The sequence below is a fragment of the Paenibacillus phytohabitans genome (assembly GCF_013141775.1).
GTDB lineage: Bacteria > Bacillota > Bacilli > Paenibacillales > Paenibacillaceae > Paenibacillus_AQ > Paenibacillus_AQ phytohabitans.
The window spans coordinates 316,723-329,647 of the sequence record NZ_WHOB01000089.1 but is presented as its reverse complement, the minus strand read 5'-3'; the positions used below and the strand labels follow the sequence as shown (position 1 = coordinate 329,647).

The following is a 12,925-nucleotide window of genomic DNA, read 5'->3' as shown; positions in this document are numbered from 1 at the left end:
TGCCCCTGAATACGCTAAAAGTGGGCAGCAGGAGGAAATGAGGAGCATTAGTGCCCTTGATTACACCGGCTGAGGGTCAAATGAGTAAATGAGGGGCACTAGCTAGTGCCCCTGAATCCGCCAAAAGTGGGCAGCAGGAGTAAATGAGGGGCACTAGTGCCCCTGAACCCGCCCAAAGTGGGTAGTAGGAGTAAATGAGGAGCACTAGTGCCCCTGAATGCGCCGAAAGTGGGTAGTAGGAGTAAATGAGGAGCAGAAGTGCCCCTGAATCTGCCGAAAGTGGGCAGCAGGAGGGAATAAGGAGCATTAGTACTATTGATTACAACGGAGGCTGCTTCGGAAGTAGTGTCAGTGGAGCATTGTGTGGTGGCCCTAATATCTGCATTAGCTGTACAGGTCACATACCCCGCATACCCCGCATACCCCGCATACCCCGCATACCCTCCAGCATGAATCACCCGTTAGGGTGATTTTGTTTTTGTATATTTGTTTTTGTATAAGATTTTATTTAAGGTCCCGGCCGAAAGTCGGAGTAATCACCGAAGCCAAGACCCCGTTTTGTGGGGGGATTATAGAATTTTGAACTTATATTATAGTTGGCTTTATTTAGAGCGGTCCGGCTTTTCGTTACACTTGGAATAGAAATTACCGGGAGGAATCGGGACTATGCAGAGGCCGCTAAGCAAGGAAGAGCAGGACTGGGTAGAGCGCACGCTGGAGGCTATGAGCTTGCGGGAGCTCATCGGGCAGACGATGCAGGATCATGCAGGCAGACTGCCGTTCAAGGGGGATGACGAGGCCGCTCTTCGCGGGTATCTGGCACAATATCCGGTGGGCAGCTTCTTTATTGGCGGAGAGGTCATTCAGAAGGCTAAGGGTAAAGCCGAGGATTACCGGGATTGGACCGTGATGCTGCAGAGAATCAGCAAGTTCCCGCTGCTGTTCTCCGGTGATCTGGAATTCGGGGCCGGCTCTGCAGTCAAAAGCCTCACAGCCTTCCCGCCCCTTCTCGCCCTTGCCGCAGCCGACGATGAAGCGCTGGCTTATGAATACGGTAAATATACAGCGATGGAAGGCCGGGCAGCCGGATTCACCTGGGCGCTGGCACCGGGGGTTGATCTTCTGCTGAACTGGATGAATCCTGTCATTACTACCCGCTGTCTCGGGGATGATGCCGGGCGGGCGGCACGTCTGTCTACGGCGGTCATGCGCGGGATGCAGGATTATGGCATCGCGGCTTGCGCCAAGCATTTTCCCGGAGACGGGGTGGATTACAGGGATCAGCATATCATTACTACGATTAACAGCTTATCTGAAGAGGAATGGTTCTCCACTTATGGGCATGTGGCTCAGAGAATCATCGATCAGGGCGTGATGTCCTATATGACCGGCCATATTGCCCTTCCCTGGATCGAAGACGGGGATGCTGCCGTGAAGCCGGTGCCTGCAACCGTATCGGAGCGCATCACTACGGAGCTGCTGCGGGAACGAATGGGCTTCGATGGGGTGGTGCTGTCGGATGCGCTGGATATGGGCGGGTTCCTGGCCTGGGGAGATTATGAGAAGCGCATGATCGATTGTTTCAATTGCGGCACGGATGTGCTGCTCTGGCCGGGCGTGAGATATTTCGCGGTGATGGAGCAGGCGGTGGCGGACGGGCGGGTAAGCCGGGAACGGCTGAAGGCCAGCGTCCGGCGGATTCTGGAGATGAAGGCCCGGCTTGGGATGCAGTTTACCGGCGCTGCTGGAGAAGACGGGCTGGCATTGCCGCTGCTGGAGGATAAGCTGCCGCCCGAGCTGGACCGGCAGGTTAGACAATTAAGCCGGGCGCTTGCCGGGCGCTGCATTACGCTGGTCCGCAACCGGACCGGCCAGCTGCCCCTGAATCCGCAGACGGTCCGCCGGGTGCTGGTGATCATGCTGAACAAGGTGACGGAGGGGCGCAGATACGAGCGGATGAATCTTTTCGTTGAACAGCTTAAGGCAAGAGGGCTGCAGGTTGATATTCTCGATGAATTCGAACCGCTGACTACACTGCGGCAATGGGAGCTGTCCGGGGTGGCCTGGGACGCTGCTTTTGCCCCCTTTTTCCTGCCGCTGCACGGCATGATGAATACGGCCCGTCCGGTAGGCGAGGCGGCCAAAGCCATCTGGGCGATGCAGCATGCGGAGACGATCAAGCCGGTCGGCATTTCGTTTGCGTCGCCGTATCTGCTGCAGGATATTCCATTCCTGGATACGCTGGTGAATGCTTATTCGCTGCATGAGGATACGGTAGAGCTTACGGTCAAAGCGCTGTTTGGCGAAATTCCGTTTCAGGGCAACTCTCCGGTCAAAGCAGATTTCGAGGGGGATTATCACGGTTCAAGGAGGCTTCGGACGTTTTGAGTACAAAGCAGGAGTTAGAAAAGAAGCTGGATCTTATCTTCGAATATATGATTTCCGTCCGGCATCAGGGCAATTGGGGGATGGATATTCATCACTGGGACTGGGTACCCGGTGTTGGTGTAATCTCCTTGATGGAATACGGAACTGCCACCGGCGCAGACAAGGTAATTGATTATCTGCTGCTCTGGGTGAACCGGAATAAGCGTAAGGCAGAGGGGGTTCGGGTCATCAACTCCCTGGCTCCATATGCGCTGTTTCCTGGACTGTACCGGCTGACCGGGGACACCTGGTTTCTGAGCAAGGCTCAGGAAATTGCTGCCTGGATGCTGGAGACTGCGCCGCGAACCCGGGAAGGAGCGCTGGAGCATACCGTGACGGAGGCTGTAGACTTCCCGGAGCAGGTGTGGGCGGATACGGTGTATATGGCCGTGCTGTTCCTGGCACGGCTTGCCGGGCTGACCGGCGACCGCGGGCTTGCAGAGGCCGCCCTGCAGCAGACCCTGCTGCATCTGCGCCTGCTGCAGGACCCGGCAACGGGGCTGCTGTTCCACGGCTGGAACTGCCGGGACGGCAGCCATATGTCGGCTGCCCGCTGGGCCCGGGCCAACGCATGGATTACGCTGGCCGTTCCCGGGATTGTGGCAGAGACCAGTCGCGTAGTTGCCGTTCCGGAAGAGCTCAGCAGCCGCTACCGTACGCTCGCTTCCGCCCTGCGGCAGGTTCAGGGAGAGAATGGACTTTGGCATACTGTGCTCGACAGGCCGGATTATTACCAGGAGACGTCAGCCAGCGCCGGTATCGCCTGCGGTTTCCTCAAGGCGGTTAAGGGCGGCCTGCTGGATGACTCTTTTCTGGAGAATGCCGGGAAGGCGCTTGAAGGAATCCTGCCGCTTATCCGTGAAGACGGTGAGGTGCAGGGAGTCTCGGGAGGCACCCCGGTAATGCCTTCAATAGAAGCTTACAACGCCATTGAGAGGTATCCGGCGCTGTACGGTCAGGGACTGGTGATGCAGCTGTTGACAGAGGCGCTGAATCACCCGCACCTGCAGCACCCGCAGCAGACGGTTCCGCTGAACTCTGAAGGTAAGGGAGGAAGAAGACCGTGAAGGAAACCGCAGAGCCTGTAAATAAAGAGATGAACCATCTGCAGCTGCTGATTCAAAGAATGGCCGGACTGGAGTCCCGTTATGATCCGGGCATCTGCATGCTGCGTTCCCCGTTCAGCAGCCCGGGTTATCATACGACCCTGAACCAGGCGGAGTTCATCCATTCCACCAGAGATTCACTCTCCTATGCACTCGGACTGCTTGATACGGAGCTGGCCCGTTATGAACAGCGGGCATTCGATATCATCCGGCAGGTGATCTCCCTGCAGGATACCGACCGGAGCCATGCTACCTTCGGGATCTGGTCCTGGTTCTATGAGGAGCCGCTGCACCAGATGGCGCCTCCGGACTGGAACTGGGCTGATTTCTGCGGCAGCCGGCTGGTTCAGGCGATCGCGCGCCACGGCTACCGCTTCCCGGACGGCCTGCGGGAAGACATGATTCATTCCATTGATTATGCCTGCGAGGCGATTATCAGGCGGAATGTGGGTCCGGACTATACCAATATTGCGATTATCGGAGCTTTTGTTACGAGAATTGCCGGCGAGCAATTAGGACGCGAGGATTATGCGGCATACGGTCTGGAGCGGCTTCGGAAGCTGTATGCCCATACCATGGAGCATGGGGCTTTTAAGGAATACAACAGTCCGGTCTATACCTACATTGCCATTCTGGAGCTGTCGAAGCTTCAGTCCGAGACCACGGACAGCACGGTCAAAGCACTGACCGGAGAACTGCTTGATCTGACCTGGAAGACGGTCGCGGGCTATTATCACCCGGCCACGGCCCAGTGGTCCGGGCCGCATTCCCGCAGTTACGGGGCGCTGCTGAATGAGCAGAGCAAGGCTTTTCTGCAAATGGCGACGGGAGGAGCGGTGAAGTTCTTCCCCTGGAAGGAGCTGCCCTACGAGGAAGAATGGTATAGGAGCGGCATCCACTGCCCGCCTGCTTATCTGGCTGGCTTCACGTCTCCTGAGACGAAGGAAGTAAGGCAGCTCTTGGAAGGCGAAGGGAAAGGGGAGGGGCAAATGGACGGCGGCAAATGGGCGGTCACTTATATGACTCCGCAGTTTAGTATCGGTTCCTTCACACATAGTGATCTGTGGAATCAAAGACGGCCGCTGGTGGTCTATGCGGACAATCATGGCCAGCCGGCCTATATCCGGCTCCGCTGCCTGCATGACGGCTATGATTACTGCTCAGCACGCTTCAAATCGCTGCAGGAAGCAGGACATTTGCTGTTCGGTGTAGATTTCATTACGGACGGCGGCGATACTCATCCGAATCTCGACCGGACCGGCGGCATCATTGAGGCCGCAGATCTGCGGCTGCGGCTGGAGATTGGCGGGTGCCTGGATGGGATCATCGCCGGACCTACGGAAGAAGGGGCGGGCATCATCATTGGGGGGACTGCGTTTAACCTGACGACCTGGTTCGCGGCATTCAGCGGGCATGCAGGTGCGGTGCGCAGCTGGGCGTGGGAAATTCATAATGCGGAAGACAGCATAAATATCGATATGATTCTCTATACAGGCCCGAGCAGAAGCATTGATTTCACCTCTTTACAGCAGGCGGCGCTGGTATTCTCACTGGAGGTACAGCCGGAGGAGGAAGATGAGGTATATGCTGAACCGGTCCTGGAGATGACGGATGACGGCAGGGGGCTGCGGGTGAACAGCAGCGGAAGGGACGGAGGGTTCTTGCTTCAATTAAATCCCGGTCCGGCAAAATAAGGCGGACAGATCGGCTGTCCGCGGGTCTTTAAGGAGTTTACTGCCGGAAGCCTTCACTGCTTCCGGTGCTTCCATATACAACAACAGGAGCAGGCCCCGGTAAGAGTACCGGGACCTGCTCCTGTTTCATAAAGAACTTTTACTGCGAAAGCTCTACAAAATCACCCCGGAACCGCTCATAATCGGCGGCCCGGCACTCCAGCTTAAGACGTGTGCCCTGCTCTTCATAGCTGACGGACTGCACATCGGCGTGCTCATTGAAGTAAGAAACAATGCTGCCCCGGTCGAACGGGACCAGAATCTCACACTGAATATAATCGGTAAAGATCCGGCTGCGGATCAGCGCCGTAAGCTCGGTAATTCCGCGGTTCTTCAGCGCAGAGAGCGTTACAGAATTCTCCTGGACCTGCGGATAAGGCTGGTCCGTCAGATCGGCTTTGTTGTAGGCATACAGGGTGGGAATGCCGTCAGCGCCCAGCGCCTTCAGGGTCTCATCCGTTACAGCCATATGCTGCTCATGCTGCGGATCGGAAATGTCGACCACATGGATCAGCAGATCCGCTTCCGTGACCTCTTCCAGTGTCGAGCGGAAGGCCTTGACCAGATGATGGGGCAGCTGGCTGACGAACCCGACGGTATCTGTGAGCAGGAAGGTTTTGTGATCGGGCAGATCGATACTGCGCACCGATGTTTCGAGAGTGGCGAACAGCATATCCTTGGCGAAGACCCCTTTGCCTGAGCCGGGATGATAGGTCTCCACCAGCGTATTCATTAAGCTCGACTTGCCGGTGTTGGTGTAGCCCACGAGACAAACGACAGGCACCTCATTCTTGTGGCGCTGCTTACGCTGAATCTGGCGCCTTGAGACCTGTGCTTGCAGCTCTGTCTGGAGGACGGAGATACGCTCCTCGATTCTTCTGCGGTCCAGCTCCAGCTTCGTCTCCCCGGCCCCTCTGTTCTTCAGGCCGGTTCCGCCTCCGCCGCCTTGTCTGCCCAGAGATTCGCGCAAGCCCGTCAGGCGGGGAAGCATGTACTGGAGCTGTGCCACTTCCACCTGCAGCTGGGCTTCCTTGGTTTTGGCCCGCTGCGCGAAGATGTTCAGAATCAGAATCGTCCGGTCAATGACCTCATGGTCAAGCGTTGATTCCAGATTACGGATCTGGGACGGCGACAGCTCATCATTAAAGATAACGATGGGCGCATCATGCTGCTCCATCAGCAGCGCCAGCTCCTGGATTTTGCCGGTTCCGATATAATGCGAGGGGTTCACCCGGCTGGACTTTTGGCTGAGCTCAGCCACGACCTCGATATCGCAGGCGGCTGCCAGATTGCGCAGCTCCTCCATAGCGTAATCGAAGTTATTGTCATTCTGCAGCTGTACACCGACGATGACTGCTTTTTGTTGTACGGATTCCATATATAGTTCAACCTCCATTGTTAAATTTGGACATAAAAAAGCACAGGCAGTCTGCCTGTGCTAAAAGGATTGTGAGGATCAACAGAATAGGGTCCTGTAGAGCCGTTACACCAATAACAGTTCTACAGCTATGGCACTCCCGTAGATAATATGAAGCCAAGAACCGGCAGCGTCAGGGAGGAATAGTTCTCTATTCCAGCCAGGCATGGGCTGCGGTTCAGTATATTCTCTATGGGGATGCAATTCCTAAAGGCATGCGCGGGCCGGGCGGAGCAACCTCGGTTCTCCGTTCAGATACAAGGGATATTATAGACTTCACGCTATAAATTATCCTGTTGTCCCGCGTACAAGTTCAAGCTATGGGCTGCCTCTAAAAATGGATAGACCTATCCTGAGTCCTCTGCACAAGGCAGAGCTTTCGCGCTATGAAGCTGTAATTAGCCGCGTAAGTTACGAATCCGGATATAGTCTATCACACTGAGCCCTCCGTTCTAAAAAAGTTAAGTTGATTTTAGCACAGCGGATATAAAATGGCAACTCCGCCCAGTTACGGAAGCGTCTGAGGGCTGTGGAGTGTCCCCCGCCGTCAATAAACCAGAAACTTCCAATCTGCTCGGCATATGATATATGAAATAGCTTTAATAGGAGGGTGATGAGCTGTGCCTGTATTGACAACCAACATGTTAACAAAGAACCCTACCTTGGGAGCAGGGCCTATCAGTCAAGCTGTCGTAAAGGTAGTGAACAATGGAACCTCCAGAGGAGTGGTCTATTTAACCGGGCTGAATAATGATGTAAGTCCGGCGACGCTGTTCGCCCAGGAGCTGTTCGAGTTGAATTACAGGGAAGTCGTAACCAAAACCTATAATGTGACACAGACGTTTTTCCAATTCAATGTAGTGTACTCTCAGGAGCAGGTCCGTGTCCGTGTGTTCCTGATTGACAGCAGCGGGGTCTGGATTCCCGTTCCTATGCTGCCGATTGCCGTAAGCCGGATCACTTCGGAATTCCGTGACAATATCACCGTTACTGATAGCGATTTCGCAGCGATCAGCTTCCGGAGAAGTGCCGCAGTGACCATTCCTGAAGCGGTGACTGCCGAGATCAAAGCGGATGGACTGGAGATTCTGGCCTCTACCCCCATCCGCTATAAAGTGATCGCCGGCGGAAGCGTAAACGGAGCCTTTGTGAACTATCCTACGCCGACTACAGCTATTCCTGTAACTGAAACGGCGCTGCAAGTGAACTATACATGTACTGCAGTCACTGGCGGAAGGGTCATCACTCAAGGAATCGGCTCCGGCATATCCGGTGCGTACCAGAATGTTGCCGTGAATCTGGTAAATCAGCAGCTGCTCTACGATATGCAGCAGGAGCCAATCACGCTGGTGGTCAGCTCCCTGGCCGGGGAGGACAATCTGGCTGCAACCTTTAGAATGTCAGAGCAGTGGTGAACTCCGTTAACCGACCCATTCCCTCCGCAGCGTGAACAGATCCTTCAGCGCGTCCGTAGACAGCTCGGTGATCCAGCCCTCGGAGCCGGAGATCACATCGTCGCTGAGCTGCTGCTTGCTCTCCAGCATCTCGTCAATCTTCTCCTCCAGCGTGCCGAGCGAGATGAACTTATGCACCTGCACGTCCCGGGTCTGGCCCATGCGGTAGGCACGGTCAGTGGCCTGGTTCTCCACCGCCGGATTCCACCAGCGGTCGAAGTGGAAGACATGATTGGCGGCGGTCAGATTGAGGCCGACACCGCCCGCTTTGAGCGAGAGGATAAATACATTCGGCTGATCGGACGGCTGGTACCCGGAGGCGGCATCGGCTGCGGCTTCACCGGCAGGCAGTGCAGGGGTCTGGAACCGCTCAATCATGCGGTCACGGGTGCTCTTCGGGGTGCTGCCGTTCAGATACAGCACCGGTTCCTGCAGCTCCTGCTGGAGCACAGCCTGCAGCATCTTGCCCATGCCGACGTACTGGGTGAAGATCAGGCAGCGCTCATTCTCTTCGCGCAGCTCGCGGACCATCGCCAGCAGCCGTTCCAGCTTCGCAGACCGTTCAATCAAGGCGCTGGTGTCCAGAACGCCTCCGGCCTCCGGCTCGGGCAGCGCCTCTTTGGTCAGCAACATTGGATGGTCGCACAGCTGCTTAAGGCTGGTCAAGGCGGCCAGAATGGCACCCTTGCGTTCAATGCCCTCCAGCTTCTGCATCCTTTCGAGCAGGCTGTTCACGTTCTGGTCGTAGAGCGCCGCTTGCTCTGCTGTCAGATTAATGTAGGTTTTCATTTCATTCTTATCCGGAAGATCGAGCTGAATGGCCGGGTCCTTCTTCTTGCGGCGCAGCATGAACGGCTTGACCAGCCGCTGCAAGTCTGCGGTTTTTTCGGCATTCCGCTCTTTCTCAATGGCGTTAGCGAACCGGTCCTGGAATCCTTTCGGAGTGCCGAGATAACCCGGTGTGATGAAATCATAGATCGACCACAGCTCGGACAGCCTATTCTCAATCGGTGTCCCCGTCAGGGCAATCCGGTGCAGGGCCGGGAAGCTGCGCACTGCGGCTGATTGCTTCGTTCCGGCGTTCTTGATATTCTGCGCTTCATCAAGGCATACGGCCGCCCAGGTGAACTGCTTCAGCAGCTCCTGGTCCAGCGCAGCGGTAGCGTAGGAAGTGAGGACCACATCGGCCTGCGAAGCAGCACCGTAGAAATATCCGGCATCCAGCCGTCTGCTTCCATAATGAAGCATCACGTTCAGGGAAGGGGCGAAACGCTGCAGCTCCTTCTGCCAGTTGCCGAGCACGGAGGTCGGGCAGATGATCAGCGAGGGCCAGCCGGCCGGCTCTGTCTGCCGCCGGGCTACCGGTGCACCGGTAGCTTCCGCTTCCGCCTCCTGCTCCTTCAAGTGGAGCAGGTAGGAGATCAGCTGCACCGTCTTGCCGAGCCCCATATCATCGGCCAGACAGGCGCCGAGGCCGAAGCGGCGCAGGAATACCAGCCAGGCATAGCCTTCATGCTGGTAGCTGCGAAGCTCGGCATGGAGGCCGGCCGGAACCTCCGGCTTCGGCCACTGGCTGCGCTGTCCGAGCTGGCCGATGATTCCGACCAGATGCTCGTTCAGCTCGACCTCCAGCCGGACGCGGGCTGCTTCTTCCTCGGCGCGCTGCGCTTCGGCCTCCTCCGCGTCTGCGTCTGCACCGCTATTCAGCAGGTGCAGCTGCAGTACATCCTGGAAGGACAAGCCCTGCGACTTGTCCATCCCGGCCATGGCCCGCTGAATCTGCGCCAGCAGCGCTGGGTCCAGCGGTATCCACTTGCCGCGGAACTGGACGAGGCGTTCCCCGCGCGCGACGAGGTCGGCGAACTCCGCCTCGGACAGGTCTGCGTCGCCGATGGAGATGCGCCAGTCGAAGTCGACGAGCGCATCGAGGCCGAACAGCGACTGCCCGCGGCCCTCGGCGGTGCCGGAGCTGATCTTCGCGCGCAGGCGCGGCTTCCTGCGGCTGGCGGCTTCCCACCACGCCGGCAGCAGCACCTGCCAGCCGGCCTCCAGCAGGAGCCGGCTGTCGGCCGTGAGGAACCGCCACGCGATAGCATCGCTAAGCGGTTCAGCCAGCACATCGGCGCCGCGCCCGATGTGCTCGGGAAGGCTGTCACGCAGCCGTGACAGCCACCCGGCCGCGCGCTCGTGGACATGCTCTGTCCACGATGCGGGCAGCGCGCCATGCGGCTCGCCGTCCCCGGTGAGCCGCAGCGGCACAAGCGCGGACTCGTCGCGCTTGTCCTGCAGGAGCAGCTGGAGCCGCCAGTGCGGCAGCTCTTCGTCTGGTTCAAGCAGCTGCAGCACCGGCCGGAACGGCGCGGTGTCTGCCTTCCAGCCGATGGACATCAGCCAGCTGTCTTCGTCCATCCCGGCCGCACTGCTCGGGCTCGCGCTGAACAGCAGCGGGAACTCACTGCGCAGGTCACCGGCTTCCGCATCGGTGCCGTAATAGCGCTGGAAGACCGCCGCAGAGAAGGCGGCCCGCAGGCCTTCGGCGAACCCGCTGCGTCCCTCAAGACTATGCAGCGCCGCCGCATCGTCCCAGTTGCCTTCGGCGGCTTCCGCCAGTGCCTTCTCCTCCCAGGCCCAGCTGAGCTGGCCTTCCCGGAAGGCGGAGAAGCTGGGCGCATACTGCTTGTTATCCAGCATTTCTGCCAGCAGCGGGGCCAGCCGCTTCAAGAGCTGGGCATCGCCCTGCCAGCTCCAGCCGACATGCCGGAGCAGCCGCAGGCTGGCGAAGAACGGAATCACCTGCTCGGCAGGAAGCACCACGAGCTCGACCTCATCCGCCTTCGAAGTAGTAAGCTCCGTTCCATAGAAGGATTCTTCATGCCAGGCGAACAGCATCTGCTTCAACTGGACGCCGGGTACATAGTCATCCCGGTCATCTACACCGTAGATCAGCGCGTCGCCATACTGGCTTAAGGCGAGCTGGACCGTAATATTGCGCATCATTGTGTTCATGGAATCAGTTTTCCTTTCCGCAGTTCCTCCTGAAGAGCGCGCAGCCGGCTGTGCCGGTCCGTGAAGGCTTCGAGGAATTCCTCCCATCGTGCTTCGCGTTTCAGCTTCTTGTACAGCTTGGACAGACGTTTCAGCAGCTTCACCGCTGCTTTGTAGCTGTGCCGGTTTTTGTCCAGCACGAATCGTTCTACAGCCTGATGATAGAACGGCAGGAGCAGCTCCGGTGCATTCTTCTCCACCGGCTGCAGGTCGCTGACCCGGAAGTCGGCAGGCTGACGCCCGGCCGATAACTGCATATCCATCCATTCCTGCCATTTGCCGTAGGTCAGCAGCTGCTCTTCATAGATCTCGCGCGACAGCGGCAGCATACCGGCCAGTGTATCCCACATCCGGGGCTCGGCTTCGGGCAGATGACGAACCGCTTCATCCCAGTACCCGGCGTACTCCTGCAGATTGTACAGCCGGCTGCTCAGCAGCGGGCCGATCTCTGCCAGCCATGCCGTGAGGCGTGTCCACTGCCGGGCTTCGGCCAGCGGGGGCAGGAAGCTTATCAGCTCCTCCGGGTGCAGTCCGGGCCGCTCGGCTGCTGCGCGCAGCTGTTCCATAGCGGCAGCATCATCATGCAGAGAATAATTCATCCGGCTCTCAGCCAGCAGCAGGGCATGGCGTGAGGCTGCAGCCCCCAGAGCTTGTCCGGCCGTCCGCAGATGCTCCAGCTCTTCGGCATACAGCTCCGGTCCGCTTAGATTCGGCGTAATCCAATTGGTCCACAGCAGGGTATAGCAGTAAGAGAAGTAGGGCTGATCCCGCGAACGGTCGCGGGCTTCCGTCAGCATCTCGCCCCGCAGATAGGCGATTGTATCGTATACTCTGGGCCATTCTTCAGGGGCCTCCGCCAGCGGCAGGCCTTTCTTCATCATGTCCGTGATATGCTTTTGCAGCTCGGAAATCGCAATTGAAGTATAGTAGCCGACAGAATAACCAAGTGAGGAGAGGTTCGCCGCCAGCGGCTGTCCTCCAGGCTTAATTAAGCTTTCCAGCACACAGAGATGGGTATGAAGCTTGAACAGCTGGCCGGCAGCGGGAGATAGCTTGGGGCGGACCCCGGAAATGGCGGCCAGCGCCCGGTCGGCATACTGCGGATTTCGCACGGTATGGGCCAGGGGCTCTATGAGGAGTGCCATATATTCACGCCACTGCTGCACAGTGGCCTCTGGAATAAGCGCCTCCAGCTTCTTCAGCTGTTCCCCGCGCCGTCCCGGAACTCCTTGAGCAGGGGCAGAAGGGATCTTGGGAATGTCCACAAGTGCCTTGGCATTGGCGATCGAATGTACAGGTTTGCCCTGAAGCTCCGCGTAGTACATCAGCACAGCGGCCATATGCTTGCACGGGCCGGATACCGGACAGTCGCAGCGGCTCTCCAGCAGATGCTCCAGCTGGGCGGTAACCATATAATCTTCCCGGCCTTCAACGATGGACATGATTTTCCTGTCCGTCCTCATCTGGAAGGCATGCACGCGTTTTTGTTTATAATATTGAAACCCCCGTTTAAGGGTCAGATCATCAAAAATCCGGGCCACATCCGAGATAAGGTTATCCCATCCGGCATCATCCATGGCATAATTTGGCTGCATCGCTATCGTTCTCCTGTAGCAGATTGGTGTTGAAACAGTACTGCCCCTGCAAACAGGACGGCAGCGCCGTTTCGGATTGAATCATTCCTTTCATTATATCATTTCTGTGTATTTTATCCGTAAATGCTTAAAATCTTAAAGGGTATGA

7 protein-coding genes are annotated in these 12,925 nt (G+C 57.5%); 4 read left to right on the top strand and 3 right to left on the bottom strand.

Going from position 1 to position 12,925, the window contains the following annotated elements; genetic code table 11:
* Window positions 1-666: 666 nt before the first annotated feature.
* Genes GC101_RS30590 through GC101_RS30580 form a run of 3 tightly spaced genes read left to right on the top strand, consistent with a single transcriptional unit; the run spans window position 667 to window position 5,227 of the window.
* A complete protein-coding gene (locus tag GC101_RS30590; RefSeq protein ID WP_171720405.1) occupies window positions 667-2,388 on the top strand; it encodes a glycoside hydrolase family 3 protein in 1,722 nt (573 codons plus the stop codon).
* A complete protein-coding gene (locus GC101_RS30585; protein ID WP_246354584.1) occupies window positions 2,385-3,494 on the top strand; it encodes a glycoside hydrolase family 88/105 protein in 1,110 nt (369 codons plus the stop codon). Before GC101_RS30590 ends, GC101_RS30585 begins: the two co-directional genes overlap by 4 nt.
* Entirely contained in the window at window positions 3,491-5,227 is a 1,737-nt protein-coding gene (locus GC101_RS30580) for a hypothetical protein (RefSeq protein ID WP_171720404.1), read from the top strand. Before GC101_RS30585 ends, GC101_RS30580 begins: the two co-directional genes overlap by 4 nt.
* Window positions 5,228-5,366: 139 nt before the next feature.
* Here the strand turns inward: GC101_RS30580 and hflX are convergent, their stop codons facing one another.
* Window positions 5,367-6,644: a GTPase HflX gene (hflX, locus tag GC101_RS30575; RefSeq protein WP_171720403.1), complete on the bottom strand. Its 1,278-nt coding sequence runs from the start codon at window positions 6,642-6,644 to the stop codon at window positions 5,367-5,369.
* Window positions 6,645-7,303: 659 nt separating this feature from the next.
* On the opposite strand from hflX, the gene GC101_RS30570 reads away from it, so the two are divergent.
* Complete coding sequence (locus GC101_RS30570) at window positions 7,304-8,098, top strand: hypothetical protein (protein ID WP_171720402.1); 795 nt, start codon at window positions 7,304-7,306, stop codon at window positions 8,096-8,098.
* Window positions 8,099-8,104: 6 nt separating this feature from the next.
* On the opposite strand, the gene GC101_RS30565 is transcribed toward GC101_RS30570, so the two are convergent.
* Window positions 8,105-11,143, bottom strand: a complete 3,039-nt coding sequence (locus GC101_RS30565; RefSeq protein WP_171720401.1) for a DEAD/DEAH box helicase — start codon at window positions 11,141-11,143, stop codon at window positions 8,105-8,107.
* A complete protein-coding gene (locus GC101_RS30560; RefSeq protein WP_171720400.1) occupies window positions 11,140-12,777 on the bottom strand; it encodes an SWIM zinc finger family protein in 1,638 nt (545 codons plus the stop codon). Before GC101_RS30560 ends, GC101_RS30565 begins: the two co-directional genes overlap by 4 nt.
* Window positions 12,778-12,925: the final 148 nt, after the last annotated feature.

Excerpts from the sequence above, each read along its gene's own strand:
- GC101_RS30590 (WP_171720405.1), top strand. The coding sequence starts at position 667 with ATGCAGAGGCCGCTAAGCAAGGAAGAGCAGGACTGGGTAGAGCGCACG.
- hflX (WP_171720403.1), bottom strand. The coding sequence starts at position 6,644 with ATGGAATCCGTACAACAAAAAGCAGTCATCGTCGGTGTACAGCTGCAG.
- GC101_RS30565 (WP_171720401.1), bottom strand. The coding sequence starts at position 11,143 with ATGAACACAATGATGCGCAATATTACGGTCCAGCTCGCCTTAAGCCAG.
- GC101_RS30560 (WP_171720400.1), bottom strand. The coding sequence starts at position 12,777 with ATGCAGCCAAATTATGCCATGGATGATGCCGGATGGGATAACCTTATC.